Consider the following 22,175-nt stretch of genomic DNA (forward strand, 5'->3'; position numbering starts at 1 on the left):
CGATGCGGTACGAGAAGCTGAGCAGCACGAAGACGAGCGCGAGCAGCACCACGACCAGCACGGTGCCGCGCAGGTCGCCGCTGGCCAGGGGCCCGTCGAGCGCGCGGCCCACGACCACGGGCACGAGCACCTCACCGAGCTGGTGGGTGACCGCGAGGACCGCGGCCCCCAGGGTCAGCCCGGGACGCGAGCGCAGCACCTGCCCGATCAGCCCCGCCGGGGTGGTCGAGGGCATCACGGCCAGGTAGGTCCGGCGGTCCTCGTCAACGGGTGGTTCGAGCAGCGTGCGCACCCGGGCTCACACCCGTCCGGTGAGGGGTCGCAGCTCCACGGCCCACACGCCCCAGCCCACGGGGTTCACCGCGTGGACGAGCGCCCCGGCGTCCGCGGCGACCGAGGACAGACGGCGTCGGGTGGGGATCTCGCCCCCGCTCAGGCACAGCCGACGCAGGTCCTCCTCCACGTCGAACTCGTCGGGGGTCTCGGTGTCCACGAGGGCGGTGATCACGACGACGCGCCCCACCCGCTGCACTGCCCGGTCCAGCAGGGCGGCGTGCCCGGCCGCGGGGGTGGAGCCGAACGGGTCGAGCAGCAGCAGCGTGGCGGTGCCGTCGGGAACGTCCGCGGGCTCCTCCGTGACGAGGGTCTGCACGTGCTCGCGGCGCACGGCGGAGACGTCCGCCAGACCCCGGCGCACCTCGGCGTCCGAGCCCGCCAGCACGGCACGCAGCCCGGGAACGCGGCGCATCGCCTCCTCGGCGTAGACACCGCATCCGGGACCCGCGAAGACCACGGTCTCGGACTCCTCCAGGCCCACGGCGGCGGGCACCGCCGGTGCGGTGAACCACGCCTCCTCGGCCACCTGGTCGTCGACCTGCGCCGCGAGGGCCTCGTCCTGGGAGCACAGCTCGTCCCAGTGGCGGCCGTCGGTGTCCACGGGCACGGCGGCGCCGGTGGCCAGGGCCCGGTCGAGTCCCGCGAGGGAGAGCTCCCGCACGGTGGCCGCCGGGGAGAGGGAGCGCACCAGCCGGGAGTCGGGGTCCGCGAGCAGGACGCCCGTCTCGCTCAGGGCCAGTACGGCGTCGTCGTCCCCGGTCAGCAGGTCGTGGACGCGCAGGGCGCGCACGAGCCGCCCGGTCGAGGTCTCCGGCAGGTCGAGGACGCGCGCCAGGGCGGGAACGCTCGTGGCGCCGTCGTCCACGTGGGAGAACACGCCGAGCGCGCACGCGGTGCGCACGAGCAGCGCCGGTGCCAGCTCGGTGAGCTCGTGCAGCCGGGCCTCCGCGGAGGGCCCGGTGGCGCCCACGTCCACGACGTCCGGGGAGTCCGCCACGCTGACCACGTCCCGTCGGCGCCAGTACCCGGAGATGTCCGTGTGCTCGCGGGTCACGCCGCGCTCCTCGCGCAGCCAGCGGCGCAGGGGCTTGATGCTCAGGGCCTCCCCGGCCACCCACGCGAAGGCCTCGCCGGGCAGCCAGTCGATGCCCTGCACCGCGGAGACCAGGTCCTCGCCCGCCTCGCGCACGGCCCACGTGAGGGTGACGTCCGCCTCGGTGCTCAGCTCGATCCGGTCCGCGGCGGTGGGGACCTCGACGACGGCGTGCACCCGGGTGCCGCGCGGCAGGTCCTCCAGCGCGCGGGCGATCGCGGGCAGGGCGGTGTCGTCCCCGGCCAGCAGCAGCCAGTCCACGTCCTCGGGTGCGGCGGCGGAGGCCTTGGGGCCCGCCACGTACACGCTCTCCCCCGGGCGGACGCGCCGCGCCCATCCCGAGGCCAGGCCCGTGCCGTGCAACACGAAGTCCAGGGCGACCTCCCCCGCCTCGGTGTCCACGGAGCGCACCGTGTAGGTCCGGGCGAGCGCGACGGACTCGTCCGTCCACGCCACCGTGCCCCCGGGCTGGGGCTCCGGGATGGCGCACAGCCCCGTCACCGGGTCCGGGACGATGATCTTCACGTCGTCGTCGAAGCCCGTGCTGCGGAACGCCGGGACCGGGACCCCGTTGCGCTCGTGGGCCTCCAGGCCCGGCCCGCCCAGCACCACGCGGCGCATGTGCGGGCTCAGGTCCTCGATCCGCTGCACCTGCAGCTCGCGGATCGCGATCGGGTAGACGGTGGTCTCGCGGGTGGTGCGTTGCATGTGCTGCCTCTCTCTGCCTGCTGCCCGGGCGGGCCGTGGGCCGCCCGCTTCCGGCGTCTGTGGCTCCGGCCGCCGGGTGCCGGGGTGCGGTCTGGTGCGTGCCGGAGAGCTGACCGGCGCGGACCGGCGCGGTCTCTAGTGCGCGCCGGAGCCGACGGCGCCCGCGGCGTCGACGGCGTCGGCCACGGACTGCGCGGCACGGGCCGCGACCACGGAGTCCACGATCTCGCCACCGCGCACCGCCAGGTTGGACAGCAGCGACGAGGACAGGCCGTGGGTGTGCTCCACACCCCCGTTGAGGTACACCGGCGGTGCGGACTCGTCCGCGGGGATCCACTGGTAGTCCCGCGCGACCGCCGGTGCCGTGCCCTCGTGGCGGTACCACCGGGCGTCCGGGCCGAAGAGCTCGGCCGGGTCCGCCGGGCGGTAGCCGGAGGCGAAGACCACGAGGTCGGCCTCCAGGGTGGTGGTCTCCCCCGTGGTGAGGTCTCGGACGTCCACCTCCACGGCGTCGGGGGTCTCCCGGTAGGCCACGACCTCCGAGCAGCTGTCCATGAACAGTCGCCGGTGCCCGCTCACGCGCTCCTCGTACTCGACGTCGTAGAGCGCCTCCACGAGCTCCGGGTCCACCGCGGAGTAGTTGGTGCCGCGGTGGTAGTCGAAGAGCCGGCGCCGGACGTCCTCCGGGGCACCGTGCCAGCGGTCCACCGTGGCGGGGTCGAAGATGCGGTTGACGAACGGGCTGTCGTCCGCCGGGGTGTAGCCCACCTTGGCGAACACCGAGTGCACGGTGGTCTGCTCGTCCCGATCGTGCAGGAACTGCACGACCTCGGCGGCGCTCTGACCCGCACCCACGACCACCGCGGTGCGCACGGGGGTCTCCAGGCCCTGCAGAGCGTGCACGGTCTGGGACGTGTGGATCACCCGGTCCGAGAGGCTCACGCCCTCGGGCAGCCGCGGCTGCAGACCCGGGGCCAGCACGGCCGCGCGGGCGTGCAGCTGCTCGCCGTCCGCGAGCTCGACCACCACGCTGCGGTCCTCGGGGTCCACGCGGGCGGCCCGCACCTCGGCGCCGTAGCGCACCTGCTCAGAGACCTGGTCCGCGGCCCAGCCCAGGTAGTCCGAGAACTCGGCGCGGGACGGGAAGAACGTCTGCTTGTTCACGAAGTGGTCCAGCCGGCCCCGGTGCTGCAGGTAGGACAGGAAGGACAGCGGGTGCGTCACGTCCCGGAAGGAGACGAGGTCCTTGAGGAAGGAGATCTGCATGGTGGCGTGCGGCAGCAGCATGCCGGGGTGCCACGCAAAGTGCGGTGAGCGCTCGAGGAACAGCGCCTCGATCCGCTCGGCGTCCGGGCAGCGCCGGTTGTGGTCGTCGATCGCGATGGCCAGGGCCAGGTTCGCCGGTCCGAAGCCGACGCCGATGAGGTCGTACATGGGGAAACTCGATTCGTGGTTCGTGGGAAAAGAGTGGGTCGGGCGGCTCGGCTCAGTCGGTCGCTGGGCCCCGCTCCGGCACCGCCATGCCCCGCTGGTCCTTCTTGCTGGTCTTGCCCACACCGGTGTGCGGGAACTCGCTGACGACCTCGAAGACGTCCGGCACGGCGAACGAGGACAGCCCGCGTCCGCGCAGGAACCCGCGCAGCTCCACGGCCGTGGGCATCCGCTCCCGGTGCTCCGCGCGCGGGATCAGGTAGGCGCGGATCCGCTCACCGAGGGCCTCGTCCGGGATGCCCACCACGGAGACGTCGTGCACCGCCGGGTGGGCGAGCAGCTCGTTCTCCACCGCCTCCGGGGCCACCTTCTCGCCGCCGCGGTTGATCTGGTCCTTGTCCCGGCCGACCACCACGATGTGCCCGCTGGGCAGCTGGCGCACGATGTCCCCGGTGCAGTAGAAGCCGTCCTCGCTGAACGAGCGGGCGTTGACCTCCGGGACGCGGTGGTACTGGCAGATGGTGTACGGCCCGCGGGTGTGCAGCACGCCGGGCTCACCGGGTGCCACGGGGGTGCCGTCCTCGGCGAGGATGCGCAGCTCGTCGTGCTCGGACATCGGCCGGCCCTGGGTGGTGACCACGAGGTCCTCGGGGTCGTCCAGGCGCGTGTAGTTCACGAGCCCCTCGGCCATGCCGAAGACCTGCTGCAGCGTGCACCCCAGCTCGGGGCCCACGCGGCGGGCGGCGGTGTCGCTGAGCTTGGCGCCGCCCACCCACAGGGTGCGCAGCGAGGAGGGGTCGTGGCGGGCCACCGCCGGGCTGTTGAGCCACGCGAGAAGCAGCGGCGGCACGAGCGCCGCCTGGGTGACCCCGTGCTTCTCGATTGCGCTCAGGCACGTGGTGGGGCTGGGGTCCGCGGCCATCACGATGGTCGCGCCCACGTGCAGCGCACCCAGGATCCCCGGGGAGCTCATGGTGAAGTTGTGCGCGCACGGCAGGGCCACCAGCATGACGTCCTCGGGGCGCACGTCGCAGACCTCCACGCTGCGCCGCACGGAGTAGAGGTAGTCGTCGTGGGTGCGCGGGATCAGCTTCGGCAGCGCGGTGGTGCCGCCGGAGAGCTGCAGGAACGCCAGCGACGCGGGCGAGACCCGCGTGGTGGGCATGGCGGCGTCGCGCACGTCGACGACGTCGCCGTCCACCGTGGCCTCGGCCCACGGTTCCGCCACGCGCTCGTCCACGGTGACCACGGCGACGTCGCCGCGGCGCTCCCGCACGGCGTCGGCCACCGCGAGCAGGTCCCGCGTTCCGCGGCGCGGACCCACGTAGGCCACGGCGTCGGCGAGGGCGCAGAAGTGCTCGACCTCGCGCGAGCCGTGCGCCGGCAGCGCGAAGACCGGCACCGCGCCGAGGGCGAAGAGCGCGCCCACGGTCTCGAGGAACACGGCGGAGTTCGGCAGCTGCACGACCACCGGCGAGCCCTCGCCCACGCCGGCCGCGCGGAACACGGCGGCGGCGCGCGCCATGCCCTCGCCGAGCTCGCGGTAGGTCAGGCTGCGGTGGCGGTCCACCACGGCGGTGTGCTCCGGACGACCGCTGATCGCGGAGTCGAAGAGGTCCCGGTGCGTCTGGCCCGTCCACAGTCCGAGCTCGCGGTAGTGCCGGGCGGCCTCGGCGGGCATGCCGTTGGGCAGCACCGGGGGAAGGTCCTGGGTGCTCGGCTCAGACACGGGCCGCCTCCCCGGCCTGCACGGCACCCACCGCGTCCCATGCGGTGAGGACGTCCGGGGTCTGCAGCACGTAGCCGCAGCGCTTGGCCACGTAGTCCACGGCGTCCCGGTGCTCCTCCCGGGAGAAGTCCGCCACGGCGTCCGAGACCAGGAACGGCTGGATGTCGTGCATGAACGCCTCGGTGGCGGTCACCTGGCAGCCCATGTGGCCGTAGACGCCCACGATCACGAGCTGGTCCTTCTTCAGGTGGCTCAGCACCTGGCGCAGGTCCGTGCGCTGGAACGCGGAGTACCGCCACTTGGTCAGCACCACGTCCCCCTCCTGCGGCTCGAGCTCGGGGATGATCTCGGTGTCCACACCCTCGGTCATCCCCGTGCCCCAGAACTCGCTGAGCAGGCCGCGACGGTGCGGGTGCTGGTCCCCCGGCTGGGCCGAGTAGATCACCGGGATCCCGTGGGCCCGGGCGTGCTCGACCAGCAGTGTCATGTTCCTCACGGCGGTGCGCGCCGGTTCCGCCCCGCGGTCGTAGGCGGCGAGGAAGTATCGTTGCATGTCGTGCACCATCACGGCGCAGCGGGACGGGTCCAGCTGCCAGTGCACCCGGTTGGCCTCACTGGGCGCCGGGACGGCGTAGCTGTCGATGGAGGGAATGGGCATGACGATGTACTCCAGGGTGCGGTCGGTGGACTCGACAATTAGGTTAGCCTATCCTTAGCACCGTGTTGAACCAGCCGACGACTTCTCCCCGCACACAAGCCCATTCCCGCGCCTTGGATCCCACTTTCGTCCTCTCCCAGCGCGGCCGCTCCGCCGTGGGCCGCGGCATCCGGCAGCGCTGGAGCTCCGGGCAGGATGCGGCCCGCGCCCTGCGCGCCGGGGACGCCGGCGTCGTCGTCGGGTGCCTTCCGTTCGACACCCGCCAGCCGGCAGCACTCTTCGAGCCCGAGTCCTGGGACCCGGACGCCGCCGCCCTTCCGGGGCCCGGCACCTCCGCCACGGGCGTGCCGACCGTCCGCTCCTGGAACGAGGAGCCCGAACCACACGAGCACGTGGCCCGCGTGGCCCGCGCCGTGGAACTTGCCCGATCGGGCGCCCTCGACAAGGTGGTCCTCGCCCGCGTCCTGCGCCTGGACCTCGCCGAGCCGGGGGATCCGCTGGAGCTGCTGCGGCGCTTCGTGGCGGACGACCGTGAGGGCAACGGGTACCTCGTCCGTCTCCCCACGGACTCCGCGCTGCCCGGCGGGCACATGATCGGCTCGAGCCCCGAAGTGCTGGTCCGGCGCGAAGGCCTCGAGGTCTCCACGCACCCCCTGGCGGGAACCGCCGCCCGCCGCCCCGAGGACCGGAACCTGGACCGGGAGGCCGCGCTCGCACTGCAGACCTCGCACAAGGACCTCGACGAGCACCGCTACGTGGTGGACGCGATCGAGGCCGTCCTCCGTCCGCTGTGCGCCGAGCTGGACGTGCCGCCCCTGCCCACGCTCGCGCACACGGAGCGGATCTGGCACCTGGGCACCACCATCCGTGGCGTCCTGGCCGACCCGACGCACACGGCACTGGACCTCGCCGCGGCCCTGCATCCCACGCCCGCGGTGTGCGGGTCGCCCCGTTCCACCGCGCTCGACCACATCCTCGCCACCGAGTCCCCGCGCGGGTACTACGCCGGTGCCGTCGGATGGTGCGACGCCTCCGGAGACGGGCACTGGCGCGTGCTGCTGCGCGGCGGCCACCTGGCCGAGGACGGTCTCAGCCTCACCGCGCACGCGGGCGGCGGCATCGTGGCCGACTCCGACCCGGAGGCCGAGCTCGCCGAGACCCGGCTGAAGTTCACCCCCGTCCTCACGGCGCTGGGCGTGCAGGACCTGCTGGAGACCGTCCCGGCGCCACCCCGCCCCCGCGGCTGAGACGAGCAGCCGTTTGAGCCACCCCGTGCCCGTGAAAGGACGCCAGACGCCAGAACCACCCTGCAGAAGGCCGCCCCCGCACACATCACGTGTGCGGGGGCGGCCTTCGTGGTGGGCGGGTCTCAGGCGTCGGCGGAATCCCCACGCAGCGAGCGCGGGCGCATGTCCGTCCAGTGCTCCTCTACATATTCGAGGCAGGCCTGGCGGGTGCCCTCGGTCCCGCCGAAGGCCACCGTCCAGCCCTCGGGAACGGGCTTGAAGACGGGCCACAGCGAGTGCTGCTCCTCGTCGTTGACGAGCACCTGGAAGGTGCCGTCCTCGTCGTCGAACGGGTTGGTACTCATGGTGTCGTCCTCCTGTGTGTCAGCAGTTCTGCGTCTCGGTGGTGCGTCTCGGTGGTGCGGTGTCTCAGCGACCCTGCGACCGGGCCGCGGTGGTGCGGGTGGGTGCCGGTGGCAGCAGCGGCAGGATCGTGTCCCAGCCCTCGGGGCTCGCGAGCCCCGCGTGCGAGAACGGCAGCCGGTGCACCGTGAGCTCCCCGCGGTGGCACGCGCGCCACGCGTTCTCCGGATCCCAGTCGTCCTGCCCGGGGCGGGACACGCCCTCCTCCTGCTTCTCGGCGAAGCCGGGCCGCAGCCGGTCGGCGACGACGAGCGTCACCGGGCCGTCGTAGGCGCACGGTTCGGACGTGGTGAGCAGGGCGGTGCACCGCTGCAGGTTCTCGCGCAGGGCGTCCAGGACCTCGGGCGAGCGTGTGGCGAAGTCCTCGGCCAGTCCCGCGAGCTCGATCACGTGCTCGTCAGGCAGCTCCCCGCGGGTCCGGCGGGCCGCCGCCGAGCGGTGGGACGTGGCCCGTCCCGCGGGGTGGGCGTCCAGCACGGTCAGCGAGGACACGCGTTCACCCCGCGCCGTCAGCTCGGCGGCCACGTGGTGCGCGGCGGTTCCCCCGAAGGAGTAGCCCAGCAGGTCGTACGGCCCCTCGGGCTGCTCCTCCTGGATCAGGTCCGCGTAGAACCGCGCGAGTCCCCGCATCGTGTCGATGCCCCGGTCCGCCGCGTCCTCCACCGTGGGCAGCTGCACGCCGTTCACGGGCCGCTCCCCGAGCCGCGTCGCGAGCGGCAGGAACGGCCACGCGAAGCCGCCACCGGGGTGCAGGCACCACAGCGGAACCCCCTCGCCGCGCCGCAGGTGCAGCACCTCGCGGGCCGGCTGCGCCGGGGTGGGCGGGGTGAGCCGGGTACTCGGGGCCGAGGATGGCTGAGCGGAGGAGGGCTGAGCCGGAGTGGGAGCCCCGGGCACGGGAGTCTCCCGCTCCGCGGGAACCTCCAGGGGAACCTCCCCAGCGTCAGTCTCCGGCACCGTCGCGGTGGCCTCCGAGGCCGGGTCCCGGGTGTCGTCGGACGCGAGACCCGTCCCGTCGCCCGGGAAGGCGTCCCGTGCGGCGTCGTCCTCGACCGGGTCCTGCGACCCGTCCGACGCCTCGGCGATCCTTGCGAGGGACGTCCCCGCGAGCAGTTCTGCCACGGCCACGGTGAACCCGGCGTGGCGCTCCACGTGGCTCGCCACCCGCATGGCCGCCAGGGAGTCCCCGCCGTGGTCCGCGAAGGACCCGGTCACGTCCACCTCGGCGGCGTCGAGTTCGAGGACCGCGGCGACGGCGTCGCACACCCCCCGCTCGGCCTCGGTGCGCGGGGAGCCCGCCCCCTCGGCGCGGCCGGGCTCGTCCGGCAGCGCGGCGCGGTCCAGCTTGCCGTTGGCCGTGACCGGCATCTTCTCCACCACGGTGACGCGGCGCGGCACCTGGTGGGCGGGCAGCAGCTCTCGCAGCCGCTCGCGCAGCACCGCGGGATCCAGCACGGCGCCGTCGTCCGCGGTGACCCACGCGACGAGGTGGCGTGCGGCGTCGCCGCCCCGCACGTCCACCGCGCAGGAGGCGACGCCGGGCAGGGACTCGGCCGCGGCCTCCGTCTCCCCCGGCTCCACGCGCATGCCGCGGATCTTCAGCTGGCGGTCGCTGCGGCCGCAGTAGACGAGCCTGTCGCCGGGTTCCCGGCGCACGAGGTCGCCCGTACGGTACATCCGCTGGCCGGAGCGCTGCGGGTCCGCGACGAACGTCGTGGCGGTGCGCCCCGGCATTCCCACGTAGCCGTGCGCGAGCCCGTCCCCGGAGAGGTAGAGCTCCCCCACGGCGCCCTCGGGCACCTCGCGGAGGGAGGAGTCCAGCACCGCGGCGCGCGCGTTGCGCACGGGGCGGCCCAGGCACGGCGAGGTGCTCTCCTCGACGGGCGAGCCGAACGCGTTGATCGTGAACTCGGTGGGCCCGTAGAGGTCGTAGCCGCTCACGCCCGGCGTCTCGCGCAGCAGCGTCCACAGCTCCTGCGGCACGGCCTCACCGCCCAGCAGCACGAGCCCCGGGTGGCGCGGCCCCTCGAGCAGGCCGTGGCCGAGCAGCTCCCGGGCGTAGGTCGGGGTCACGTTGATCACGTCGATCCCCACCCGGTGGTAGTGCGCCACGAGCTCCGCGGTCTGCAGCCGCAGCCGGTCGTCCACCACGTGCACCTGGTGCCCGTGGAGCATCCAGAACAGCTCCTCCCAGGACATGTCGAACGCGAAGTTCACGGTGTGGGCCACGCGCAGCCGCTCGCCCAGTCGGGCCACGGTGGGCTCGAAGATCTCGGCGGCGTGGTTGTGGTACATCGTGGTCAGCCCGCGGTGACCCACGAGCACGCCCTTCGGCCTGCCCGTGGAGCCGGACGTGTAGATCACGTAGGCCGGCTGGTCCGGGTTCGCGGGGCCGGTGAGCCGGTTCTGGTCCACGGCCGGGGCGGGCACGGTGCCGTCGAGCACGGCGCGCACCGCGGCGTCGTCGAGGTCGACGACGGCGAACGGCGCGTCCTGTGCCCCCGGCACCTCGTCCCAGTCCCCGCCGCGGACCAGACCGCTCGCGTGGGAGTCCGCGAGCAGCTGCGCGGCGCGCTCGACCGGCTGGTTGCCGTCCAGCGGCAGGTAGGCCGCGCCCGTGCGCATGACCGCGAAGATCGCCACGATGTGGTCCGCCGTGCGCGGCAGGCGGATGCCCACCACGTCACCGCGGCCGATCCCGCGGTCAGCAAGCACGGCGGCGAGGCGCTGCACCCGCTCGTCCACCTGACGGGCGTTCCACCGCACGTCCCCGCACACGAGGCTCGGGCTCTCCGGTGAGCGCCGCGCGAGGTCCCGCAGCAGGCGGTCCACGCTGCCGCCGGGCTCACCGGGTCCGGGCACCGGCACCGGGGCGGGTGCGAGCACTGCGCTGGGGCGCGGGGCGGCCACGGCCACCTCGGCCATCCGCGTGTGCGCGGCGTCGCCGCGGGCCAGGTCGGTCAGCGCCGCGAGGGTGCGGTCCAGAGCCCACTGAGCACGCTCGGTCGAGACCGTCTCGGGGTGGTGCTCGCACGTGACGGTCCCGGAGCCGGGAGTGCCGTCCCCGGGGTCAACGTCGAGCACCATCGCATAGTGGGTGGCGTCCAGGGCCTGCGCCCGCAGCACACCAGCGCCGGCGAACGGACCGTTCGGGTCCTCCCGGTCCATCGCGGTGTTGCGGTGCACCACGAGGGTGTCGAAGAGCGTGGCGTGACCCGCGGCCCGCTGGATCTCGCCCAGCCCGGCGCGGTGGTGGGCGCTCATCGCCCCCTGCTGCGCGAAGGCGCGGCGCACCACGTCCCGGACCGTCTGGTGCGGTCGGGTGCTCAGGCGCGCGGCCACGGTGTTCAGGGCCAGGCCCACCATGCGCTCGGCCCCGGGCACGGAGGGGTCGCGGCCGGTCACGGCGCTGCCGAGGACGACGTCGTCGCGGCCGGTCAGCTGCTGCAGCGTCACTCCCCACGCCACGTGGAACAGGGTGGCCCGGCTGACACCGAGCTCCCGGGCGCGGGCGGTCACGGCGGCGTCGAGCTCCGCGCCCAGGGGACGGGTAACGAGCTGCGGCACGGGCTCGGCCAGGGGCGCGGGGCCGGCCACGAGGGTCGGCTCGTCGATCCCGGCCAGGTGCTCGCGCCAGGCCGCGGTGTCCGCGTTCACGTCCCGGGAGGCCACGTGACGCAGGTGCTCACGGAAGTCCGCCGGCTGCGGCAGGACAGACTCGTCCTGGCCCGGGGCAGCGACGAGCGTGAACAGCTCCTCGAAGAGCACCGCCTGGGACCACGCGTCCGTGAGCAGGTGGTGCTGCGTGACCACCAGTTCGCTCGTGCCGTCCGGAAGGTGCACGGCGAGCGCGCCGATCAGCGGCGGGCGCTGCGGGTCGATGCGCCGGTGGAATTGCGCCGACGCCGCCCGCTCCACCTCGGCGGGCGAGTCCACCGTGGTCTCGTGCCACGGCATGGGCCCCTCCGGCAGCAGGAACTGCACGGGCGCGGGCACCCCGCGGTGGGTGAAGCCCGCCCGCAGCATCGGGTGACGCCGGTACACGGCGTCGCACGCGCGGTGCACGGCCGTGAGATCCACGTCCTCCCCCAGCGTGAAGCGGTGCTGGACCACGTAGGCGTCCGCGCCGTCCGCTCCGTCCACGAGCGACTGGAGGTACATGCCCTCCTGCAGCGGCGTCAGCGGCAGCACCTCCTGCCACTGCGGAGCCAGCCCCTCCAAGACCTCCCGCAGCTCGGGGGTCACCGGGACGGACAAGGCGTCCGCGGGGATGGCCGTGCGCGTTTCGGCCCCGGTGCTGCCGGAGTCGACGGCGCTGTCACTGCCCTCGCCGCTGGTGATGTTGGCGGCATTCCCGGAACTGGTGGTGCTGTCGGTGCCCTCGGCACCCTTCACACTGACTGTGCTCTGGGCCCCCGTGGCGCCCTTGGCATCCACCGTGCTCGCGGTGCGCCGGGCGCTCGCGGCCAGCTCACCCAGGCCGGGGTGCGTGAAGACGTCCGTGACCGTGAGGTCCCAGCCGCTCTCCCGCAGACCCGCGACCAGGCGCAGGGAGGAGATGCTGTCCCCGCCCAGCCCGAAGAAGTCGTCCTCCGGCCCGCTGCCGGTCAGGCCGAGCAGCTCGTCCACGGCGCTGCACACGGCACGCTCCACCTCGGTGCGCGGTGCGATCCCGCCCGCCGTGGAACCGTCCGGCTCCGGCAGGGCGGCGCGGTCGATCTTGCCGTTCGGGGTCGTCGGCAGGCACGGAACCACCGTGACGACCGCCGGAACCATGTACTCCGGCAGCAGCTCGCGCAGGGCGTCCCGGGCAGCCGCAGCGGAGCTCTGCCCCGCGGCGTCGTCGTCCCCGGTGGGAACCACGTAGCCGAGCAGCCGGTGCTCGCCGCTGGGATCGGGACGCGCGCACGCGGCCGCGGCGCGCACGCCGGGCAGCGAGCGCAGCGCGGTCTCGACCTCGCCGAGCTCGATGCGGTACCCGCGGACCTTGACCTGGTCGTCCACGCGCCGCAGGAAGTGCAGCCGTCCCTCGCGGCGCGCCACCAGGTCACCGGTGCGGTAGAGCCTGGCCCCCGGGTGCGCGGGGTCGGCAACGAAGCGCGCCGCGGTCTGGGCCGGTCGACCCAGATATCCCCGAGCCACCTGGACGCCGCCCAGGTAGAGCTCTCCGGCGACGCCGTCTGGCACGGGCCGGAGGGCGTCGTCGAGCACCGTGGCGTCCACACCCTCCCATGGGGTGCCGATCGGCACGGCGCCGGAGCCCGTGAGGTCCTCGGCCCTGACCGGCTCGTGGGTCACCCACACGGTGGCCTCGGTGGGTCCGTACACGTTGCGGACCTCCGCGCAGCGCTGCCGCATGCGCGCGGCGAGGTCCCGGTCCAGGGCCTCACCGCCCACGAGAGCGCGCACCCGGCTCAGGTCCACGTCCTCGTGCTCCGCGGCCTCCACGAGACCGCGCCACAGGGAGGGCGTGGCCTGCAGGACGTCCGCATCCGCCCGGGCGACGACGCGCAGCAGGGCCTCGGGATCGCGGACGGTTGCGCGGTCCGCGAGGTGCACGGTGCCGCCCACGCACAGCGGCGCGAACAGCTCCAGGCCGGAGATGTCGAACGCCACGGTGGTCACCGCGACGAGCGCGTCCCGGTCCCGGACCCAGCCCAGCGCTGCCACGGAGCGCAGGAACGCGGCGATGTTCGCCCGCGTGACCATGACGCCCTTGGGCCGCCCGGTGGAGCCGGAGGTGTGCAGGACGTAGGCCAGGCCGTCGTCTGCGGCGGGGATCTCGGGCAGGGCCGAGGTGGTCAGGTCGCCGGCTGCCGACGCCGTCTCTCCGGCGCTGTCCACGCCTTCCTCTTCCGGGGCGCCGGGAGCGCCCAGCAGCAGCACGTCCGCGCCGGCCGCGGGAAGCCCGGCGGCGAGCTCGGCCGTGGAGACTACGAGGGCCACCATGGCGTCCTCGAGCACCTGGCTCGTGCGCTGGCGGGGGTGGTCCGGGTCCAGCGGGACGTAGACCGCACCCACGCGCTGCACCGCGAGCAGGGCGGTCAGCAGCGAGCGGTCGCGCGGCAGGGCCACGGCCACCATCGACTGCTCCCCCACCCCGCGGGCGACCAGCCTCGCGGCGAGCTCGCGCACCGCGGCGTCGAGCTCGGCGTAGGAAAGGTCTCCCTGGGCATCCCGCAGCGCCACGCGGTGCGGTGTCCGTGCCACCTGGGCCGCGAAGGCCCGGGGAACGCTCGGCACGCCCTCGTTCGGGAGGCAGGGGACGACGTCATCGTGCGCGTCCGTCCCGCTCGGAACCCGGGTCTCCGCGGGGCCCGCGTTCACTGCCGTGTCCCGGTTCGCCGCGGGGCGATGGCCCTCTGCCGCACGGCCGGACTCCGCAGGATCATGACGCTCTGCAGAACGGCGGGCCTCCGCAGAACGGTGGGGCTGCGCAGGCCGGTGGATCTCGCGGGAGGCCTCGTCCGCCACCGTCAGCGCGGCAACGGCGCGACGCGGGTCCTCGACCACCTGCTCCAGCACGCGCAGCACTCGGTGCGCGAGGGCGGAGACGGTCTCGGCGTCGAAGAGGTCCGCGAACCCCACAACGCGCAGCGAGGAGGTGTCCCCGTCCACGAGCCACACGCCCACGTCGAAGCGCGAGGTGGTGGTGCGCACGGTGACCTCGGAGGTCTCCAGTGCGCCGATCCCCGGGGTCGGGGCGGGTGCCTCGTGCGAGACGAGCGTCTGGAACAGGGGGTGCCGGGCGCGCTGACGCTGGGGTGAGACGAGGTCCACGACCCGCTCGAACGGCAGCCCGCTGTGCTCCAGCGCCCGCAGGGAGGCACCCCGCACGGCAGCCAGGTTCTCGGCGACCGTGCCGGTGGCGTCCACCGCGCAGCGCACGACCATCGAGTTCACGAAGTACCCCACGGCACGCTGCTCGTCCGCGAGGTCCTCGCGCAGTGCCACCGTGCTGCCGAGGGGAATGTCCCGCCCGGCGCCGTGCAGCCACCACGTGAGTGCCACGGCGTTGCGCAGCAGCATGAGGGGCGTGACGCCGTGCTCGCCGCACACGCGGTCCATGCGTTCGCGCAGCTCTGTGGGGACCTCCAGCACGTCCGTGTGGCCCTCGTGCCCCGGAGTCTCCGGGCGGGGACGGTCCAGGGGCAGGTCGAGCTCCGCGGGCAGGCCGCGCAGCTCCTCGGACCAGAAGCTCTCGTCCGCCGCCGTCTGCTCGGGGTCCTCGGCGGCGGGCTCGTCGTGCGGGGGCTCGGGCCACTGCGGTGCGCGCCCGGCGGCCCGCGCCCCGTAGGCGTCGGAGAGGTCCGCGAGCAGGGGCTGGACGGACTCCGCGTCGATCGCCACGTGGTGCACCACGACCAGCAGCAGCGCCGTGTCCCCGCCGGTCCACAGATCCGCGCGGGCCGGGGCCTCACGGGTGATGTCGACGGCCTGGGCCGGGTCAGCCAGGTGCTCGGCGACGACGCCCTCCAGCGTCTCGCGGCTCGGAGCGGTCTCCGCCAAGGTACCGGGGAGGTCGTGCACGCGCAGCGCGGGCAGCTCCTCTCCCTCCAGCACGCGCACGCCCGCGGTGCCGTCACGCTGGGCGGGGAACACGGTGCGCAGGGCGCGGTGGCGCAGCACGACGTCGTGCCAGGCCGCCCGCAGTGCCTCCGCGTCCACGGCGCCGCGCAGTTCGAGGGCCACCGGCACGTCGTAGACCGTGGACGGGCCCTCCAGCTGCTGCACAAACCACAGCCGTTGCTGCGCGGGAGTCAGGACCGGAGCGGAGCTGGTCGGGCCCTCCGCGCCACCCCGTGCGCCGTCCTCGATCCGGGGCGTGTCCTGCGCGTCTGCACGGTTCTGTGCAATCGCATGGTCTTGAGGCACCGCGCCGTGCTGCGACACGGCAGGGTCGCGGGGCACCTGGTTGTCACCGGACACGGCGTCGTCCGGAGACGCCCCGTCCGCAGACGACACCGCCCCGCCCTCCGCGAGCCGCGCAATGGCGGCCGGGGTGCGGGCGTCGAGCACCTGCACGAGGGAGACGGTGATGCCGCGTCGCCTCAGCCTGCCGAGCAGGCGCATGGCGGTCAGGGAGTGCCCGCCGAGCGCAAAGAAGTCCTCGTCGACGTCCATTCCGGAGCGGCCCAGCAGCTCGGCCATCTCCGCGGCCACGACGGTGGCGACGCCGTCCGTCGCGGTCGACGTCGCCCTGGGCGTCCCGGAGGTGGATGACGGCGTACCCGCCGTCCCCGGCGCGGCGGCGGCCGTCCTGGCGCTCTCCGATGCCTGGGCCGACGCGCCGGTCGTCTCGCCCTCCGTCTGCCCGTCCTCGGCGGTCGGGGCCGCGCCCGTCACACGGGACGATGTCGCCTGTTCCCCGATGGGGGTTCCACCGTGCTCGGGCGTCGGCCGCCCCTCCTCGGCCACAGATCCGCCGTGCCCGGCCGCAAGCTGCGCCACCGTCACGGTGGGATCCCCGGCCACGGCCTCGAGGGCGCGGGCCAGTTCCGCCCACAACCGCTGCGCGGTCTGCTCGGCCACGCGCGTCGGATCGTGCTCCACAACCACGCGGAACTCGTTCCCCGGCGGCACCATCACGTTGAGCGGGTAGTGGGTCCCGCCCGCGCTGCTGATACCGGTGACGCGCGGCAGTGCCTCCTGCCCGGCGTCGTCGGCCGGGGCGTTCTCGTAGACGACGAGCGAGTCGAAGAGCTCGCCCAGCCCCACGGCGCGCTCGATCTCGGCGAGCGCCGCCGACTCGTGCGCGGACATCCCCGCCTGCTCGCCCTGCAGCCGGGCGAAGGCCTCGAGCAGGGGCTCGTCGCGGCGCAGCGTGAGCCGGGCGGGCAGCGTGTTGGCGAAGAGACCCGCGGTGTTCTCGATGCCGGGCAGGTCCGTGGGGCGCCCGGACACGGTGACGCCGAAGACGACGTCGTCGTGGCCCGTCACGGCGGCGAGCGCCACGGCCCACGCGCCCTGCAGCACGGTGTTGGGGGTGAGCCCGTTCGTCCGCGCCACCTCGACGAGGCGCTGCGCGGTTCCCGGAGCGAGGGACAGGTCCTGTCGGGTCTGCTCCGTCCTCCCACCGGCGGTCTCCGACGGCTCGGTGCCGAGCACCGTGGGGTGCTCGAGTCCGGCCAGGCGGGTGCGCCACGCCTCCAGGGCGGCGTCGGCCCCGGCGCTGATCCGGGCGACGTGCGCGCCGAACGGCAGGGCCGTGGGCAGCTCGTCCCCCTCGCCGCGGTACAAGGCCATGAGGTCGCGCACCATCAGGGGCGTGGACCAGCCGTCCGTGACCAGGTGGTGCGCGCCGAGGATCAGCACGCTGCGCTCCGGGCCCAGCCGCACCAGCGTGGCGGCCACGAGCGGTGCCCTGGCCACGTCCACCGGGCGGTGGGACATCTCGGTCAGCAGCGCCGTCACGGCGCGCTCGGCGGCGGCGTCCGGGGTCGCGCTCAGGTCCACGGTGCGCCACGGAACGGTCACCGCGCGCGGGACCACCTGCACGGGCTCGCCCACGGTGGTCGCGTCGAACGCCGCGCGCAGCACCGGGTGGCGCCGCAGCACGGCGTCAAAGGCATCCTGCAGCCGCTGCGGGTCCACGGCCCCCTCGATCTCCAGCGCGGCCGCGAGGACGTAGGCGTCCGCCTCTCCGTCGGAGAGCGCGTGGAAGAGCAGGCCCTCCTGCAGCGGGGACAGCGGCAGCACGTCCGCCACGGGGCCGTGCTCGCGTTCGAGGGCGTCGATGTCCGGCTGTGGGAGGCGGTGGGTCAGGTCCGAGGGACTCGCTCCCCCGGCGTTCTCGTTCAGAAGCAGGTGCAGGTGCACCGCGGCGGCAGCCTCGCGCAGGGACTGACCCAGGGTGTCGAGGTCCGCGGCGGAGAACACGCCGCCCGCGGCGCGCAGCTCGATCCCCAGCCCCGGCTCCGGGCCCGCCTTCTGGAAGACGTTGACGGTCAGCGCCTCGGTCAGGCGCCGCTCGGGGGACTCGACGACGGCGAAGGAGCGGTCACCGTCCGTGGACCAGCCATCCGGGTCCTCCTCGGACGCGGCGATCACGTTGAGCACGACCTCCGGCTCGGCCAGATCCGCGAGACGCTCCCGGCCCAGCGGGTCGAGGTGGCGCAGGATGCCGTACCCGGCGGTGTCCGGGCTCGTGCGGCGCGCCTCCTTGGCCGCGCGCAGCAGCGCGGAGAGTGCTGACCCGCCGCCGAGCATGTCGTCGAGGTCCTCGGCGCCGAGCACGCGGGCGCGGACGACGGCGTCAGTCCCGGAGTCGGTTCCGGAATCGTCGCCGACAACGGGGTGGCCGAGCGCGTCCGACGCCACGTGAACGGGCGACTCGGTGGTGAACCACCCGACCGTGCCCGAGAGGTCGCAGCCCGGGGCGAGGGTGTCACGGCCGTGGCCCTCGACCGTCACCGGCCGCAGCGCCGCGGCGGGCAGTCCGCGCGCGTGGTCGAAGCGGGCGAGGGCGAGGCTCACGACGGCGAGCACCACCTCGTCGGGGCGCATGCGGTACGCCTCGGGTGCGGTCTCACGCACCGCCCGTGCGACGTCGCCGGTGATCTCGAGGTCCGCCGTGCGGACGGTGGCCACGGTGTCGACAGCCGGGTCCAGGCGACGGCCGCCCAGGGGCGCGGCGGGGCCGGAGCGGAGCACACGCTCCCAGTGGGGGAGGTCCTCACGCACGGTGTCCGAACCGGCGCGGGCAGCCATCACATCCATGGCGTGGCGCCACGAGCACGGCACGTCGTCCGTCTCGGGAAGGGTCCCCGCCACGGCGGCCTCGTACGCGCACTCGAGGTCCGCGGTGAGGATCTGCCAGGAGACGGCGTCCACCGCGAGGTGGTGCACGACGAGCACAAGTTGGTCCCCCGTGGGCTGCTCCGCGACCACCGGCTGTGCGGCGTTCACGGCCACCACGGCCGCGCGGATCACGACGCCCGCGCGGGGGTCGAGCTCCGCCACGAGCGCCTCCGCGTGGTCCTCCACGCAATGCCCGGAATGGCCAGCGGCGCCAGTCGCAGCGGCGTCGTTCTCGGCGCGATGCTCCGACCCGGCGAGGACGTCCTCGGCGAGCACCGCACCGGCCCGGCGCACCAGCAGAGCGGGTTCCCCACCGGTGGTGTCGAGCACCAGGCGCAGGCAGTCGTGACGGTCCAGGACCGTCTGCAGCGCACGCGCGAGGGCGTCGCGGTCCAGGGAGGTGGCCGTGTCCAGCACGACCCACTGCGCGTGGCCCGCCAGTGCCCGGTCGTTCGGCGCGGCAGCGAGCTGGGTGCGCACCAACGGTGAGAGCGCCACGCGCCCCACGGGGAGGTCCACGTCGGCGCGGGAGGGGGCCGCGGCATCGTCGAGCTCCTCTCCCGTGCCGCCCTCGGCCCGAGCGGCCGCGAGCGCGGCAATGTCCGTGTTCGAGGCCGCGGCGCGCGTAGCGACCACGGCCAACGGTGTGCCGTTGAGCAGGTCCTGGGCGGCGATGTCCAGGCCCGCGCGGCGGGATGCGCCCACCACGCTCAGCGCGCTGATGCTGTCCCCGCCCTGGGAGACGAAGTCCCGGTCCAGTGCCACGGGAGCGCAGCTCGCCCCGCGGCGGCGGCCGAGCACCTCGGCCACCACACGCGTGAGCACTTCCTCCGCCGGGGTCCGTGCCCCGCGGATTCTCTCCTGCACGTGCGGTGCGGGCAGGGCGGAGCGGTCCACCTTGCCGCCGACCGTGACGGGGAACGCCTCGAGCACCACCACGTGGGCGGGCACCAGGTGCGACGGCGCGCGGCGTGCCAGGCCCTCGCGCACTGCCCCGGCCTCCAGGCGGGCACCGCGCGACGGCACCACGTGCGCCACGAGGCTCGCGTCCTCGTCCCGACCCTGCACGCCGACCACCGCCCCGGCCACGCCGGGGACCTCGTGCAGCAGCGCCTCCACCTCGGCGGGCTCCACGCGCTGACCGCGGATCTCCACCTGGTCATCTGCGCGGCCCAGCAGCAGGTAGCCCACGCCGGGCTCCCAGCGGGCGAGGTCGCCCGTGCGGTACAGGCGCCCACCCGGTGTGAAGGGATCGGCGACGAAGCGCGTGGCTGTTTCGATCGCACGGGTCCGGTAGCCGCGGGCGAGCTGCGGGCCGCCCAGGTAGACCTCTCCCGTTTCACCGTCCGGCACGGGCTGCAGATCGGTGTCCAGCAGGTGGGCGGTGAGGCCGGCCAGGGGCCTCCCAATCGTGGGGGTCTGCCCGGTCACCGGCGCCGCCACGGCGTCCACCGTGGACTCGGTGGGCCCGTAGAGGTTCCACGCGAGCTTCCCCGAGGCCACGACGTCGTGCCACAGGGATGTGGGCAGCGTCTCGCCGCCCAGGATCAGCGTGGTGGGCGCGGGCAGCTGCAGCAGGCCGAACTCCACAAGCACCCCGGCCAGCGACGGCGTGGAGTCCAGCACATCGATCCCGTCCTCCGCGAGCGCGTCCAGGAAGGCGAGGGCGTCCCCTGTCACGGTGGCGTCGTAGACGTGGACCGTGTGTCCGCCGAACAGCCAGGAGAGCTGGTCGATCGCGGCGTCGAACGTGAAGGACGCGGCGTGCGCCACGTGCAGGTGCGTGGTCTGCGCGCGCTGCTCGGACGGCGGGAAGAGCAGCGCGCGGTGGTGGGCGATCAGGTGGCCGAGCGCCGCCCGGGTCACCTCCACGCCCTTGGGGCGCCCGGTTGTCCCGGAGGTGTGCAGCAGATAGGCGAGGTTCTCCGGCCCGGCGGCGTCCGCGGGCTCGGACGCGGGGGCGTCCCAGCAGACCTGCTCCCACAGGATCCGGCGGGCACCCGGGCGCAGGGAGGCGTCGCCGTCCGCATCCGTGAGGACGACGTCCGCGCCGCCGTCCTCGGTGGTCGTACGACGCCGCTCGGCGGGGTGCGCGCGGTCCAGCGCCTGGAACGCGCCGCCCGCGAGCAGGGTGGCGAGCATGCCCAGGACCATCTCGTGGCCGCGCGGCAGGTCCAGCACCACGACGTCCTCGGGCCCCACCCCCGCCTCCGTCAGACGTCCCGCGAGCACGCGGGCCCGGTGCACGAGCTCTGTGCCGGTGAGGGAGGTGCGGGAGTCCACGAGCACGGGCTCGTCCGGGCGGTGGAGCTCGATCTGCGCGACGGCCTGCGTGAGGTCCACGGGAGCGAAGGACTCGCCGACCTCCGCGGCACCGGCCGACGGACCCCGACGACGCTCGAGCGCCTCCCGTTCCTCACCCGCCAGCGCGGACACCGCCCCCAGGCGGGGCGCGTTCTCAGCGAGGAGCCCGCGCAGCAGCGTGACGAACCCGCGCAGCCGGGCGAGCGCGCGGTCACGAGTCACCCGGCTCGGGTCCGTCTCGAAGCCCAGCTGGATCTCGGTACCCTGCCCGGTGGGCAGCGGCGTGACCGTGAGACCCATGTCCTCTGGCGGGCCTCCGGCCACGTTGCGCAGCAGCCCGGGGACGCCGTGGAAGTCCAGCGCGGGGTTGAAGACCTTCACGTTGGCGCCCACCCCGTGCAGCAGGCCACCGGCGCCGGGCACCCCGAGGGCGCCGGGCAGGTCCTCACCGCGGAAGCGCTGGTGCTCGCGCACGCCCACCATGGCTGCGAAGACCTTCGAAGCGAGGTCCGCGGCGGTGTCCTCGGCGGAGACCTGCACGCGCAGGGGCAGCACATTGACCGCCATGGCCGGGGTCTTCAGCGCGGCCGTGGTGGTGCGCACCATCATCGGCAGGGCCATGACGACGTCGCGGCGCCCGGTCAGCCGGTGCACGTACCCCGCGTACGCGCCGAGCAGCACGTCCACCCAGTTGCTGCCAGCGCGCGAGCCCAGGCTCTTCAGGCGATCGCTGTCCTGCGGGGAGAGCGTCTGCGTGATGTGCACGGTGCGCCCGCCGGAATGCTTCTCACCGCCCTCTCTGCCGCCGACCGGGGGCAGCGGGGTCATGGCGTCCACCCAGTAGCGCTCGTCCTGCGCGCGCTGCTCGCTCTGCCGGTACTCGCGGTCCTCGGTCACCAGATCTCGCAACGACCGGTAGCCGGACGGGGCCGCGGAATTGCCGGTGGTCACGGCGCGGTAGAGGGCAGCGATCCTGCGGCTCAGCCGTGCCGCCGAGTACCCGTCGATCACGAGGTGGTGGTAGAGCTGCACGAGCCACACGTGCTGGTCCGTCAGGCGCAGGATCGTGTACCGGAACAGCTCCCGCTCCACCATCGGCGCGCAACGCAGGGCCATGTCCGTGCGCTGCTCGTCCACGACCGCCGCGGCGAGCGCGAAGGGATCTGGTGCGGCCCGCAGGTCACGAATCTCGGGCCGGTATCCCGTCCCGTCCACGACACGCTGCTGCGCGGCGCCGTCGTGTTCACGCACGCGCAGCCGCAGGGTCTCGGTCTCCGCGACGGCTTCGGAAACCGCGTCCGCCAGCCTCTGCGGGTCGACGTCCCCCGGGCCGATCTCCACGACCTCCCCCACCACGTAGTACGGGGACGTCGGATCGAGCCGCTGGGCGTTCCAGATCCCCTCCTGCGCGCCGGTGAGCGGAAACCACTCCGCGGGGTCAGGGAGGCTCGACGAGGACGCCATGCG

The 22,175-nt window shown here is 74.3% G+C and carries 7 protein-coding genes; 1 reads left to right on the top strand and 6 read right to left on the bottom strand.

The window, feature by feature from the left end; genetic code table 11:
• Positions 1-298: 298 nt before the first annotated feature.
• The 4 genes from FS770_RS00865 to FS770_RS00880 form a co-directional block, all read right to left on the bottom strand.
• Positions 299-2,137: a siderophore-interacting protein gene (locus tag FS770_RS00865; RefSeq protein ID WP_144942568.1), complete on the bottom strand. Its 1,839-nt coding sequence runs from the start codon at positions 2,135-2,137 to the stop codon at positions 299-301.
• A 135-nt stretch (positions 2,138-2,272) separates the two neighbouring features.
• Positions 2,273-3,571, bottom strand: coding sequence for a lysine N(6)-hydroxylase/L-ornithine N(5)-oxygenase family protein (locus tag FS770_RS00870; RefSeq protein ID WP_144942567.1), 1,299 nt, complete (start codon positions 3,569-3,571; stop codon positions 2,273-2,275).
• Positions 3,572-3,623: 52 nt separating this feature from the next.
• Complete coding sequence (locus tag FS770_RS00875) at positions 3,624-5,297, bottom strand: (2,3-dihydroxybenzoyl)adenylate synthase (protein WP_144942566.1); 1,674 nt, start codon at positions 5,295-5,297, stop codon at positions 3,624-3,626.
• Positions 5,290-5,955, bottom strand: coding sequence for an isochorismatase family protein (locus tag FS770_RS00880; RefSeq protein ID WP_144942565.1), 666 nt, complete (start codon positions 5,953-5,955; stop codon positions 5,290-5,292). Before FS770_RS00880 ends, FS770_RS00875 begins: the two co-directional genes overlap by 8 nt.
• A 113-nt stretch (positions 5,956-6,068) precedes the next feature.
• On the opposite strand from FS770_RS00880, the gene FS770_RS00885 reads away from it, so the two are divergent.
• Positions 6,069-7,202, top strand: coding sequence for an isochorismate synthase (locus FS770_RS00885; protein ID WP_222126478.1), 1,134 nt, complete (start codon positions 6,069-6,071; stop codon positions 7,200-7,202).
• A gap of 122 nt (positions 7,203-7,324) precedes the next feature.
• On the opposite strand, the gene FS770_RS00890 is transcribed toward FS770_RS00885, so the two are convergent.
• Both FS770_RS00890 and FS770_RS00895 read right to left on the bottom strand, forming a co-directional pair.
• Positions 7,325-7,546, bottom strand: coding sequence for an MbtH family protein (locus FS770_RS00890; protein WP_144942564.1), 222 nt, complete (start codon positions 7,544-7,546; stop codon positions 7,325-7,327).
• A 64-nt stretch (positions 7,547-7,610) separates the two neighbouring features.
• Positions 7,611-22,172, bottom strand: a complete 14,562-nt coding sequence (locus FS770_RS00895) for a non-ribosomal peptide synthetase (RefSeq protein ID WP_145009292.1) — start codon at positions 22,170-22,172, stop codon at positions 7,611-7,613.
• Positions 22,173-22,175: the final 3 nt, after the last annotated feature.

This window comes from Kocuria salsicia (genome assembly GCF_007681555.1).
Lineage (GTDB): Bacteria > Actinomycetota > Actinomycetes > Actinomycetales > Micrococcaceae > Kocuria > Kocuria salsicia.

Bases quoted from the DNA above. Each gene is read 5' to 3' on its own strand.
- FS770_RS00865 (WP_144942568.1), bottom strand. From the start codon at position 2,137: ATGCAACGCACCACCCGCGAGACCACCGTCTACCCGATCGCGATCCGC.
- FS770_RS00870 (WP_144942567.1), bottom strand. From the start codon at position 3,571: ATGTACGACCTCATCGGCGTCGGCTTCGGACCGGCGAACCTGGCCCTG.
- FS770_RS00880 (WP_144942565.1), bottom strand. From the start codon at position 5,955: ATGCCCATTCCCTCCATCGACAGCTACGCCGTCCCGGCGCCCAGTGAG.
- FS770_RS00890 (WP_144942564.1), bottom strand. From the start codon at position 7,546: ATGAGTACCAACCCGTTCGACGACGAGGACGGCACCTTCCAGGTGCTC.
- FS770_RS00895 (WP_145009292.1), bottom strand. From the start codon at position 22,172: ATGGCGTCCTCGTCGAGCCTCCCTGACCCCGCGGAGTGGTTTCCGCTC.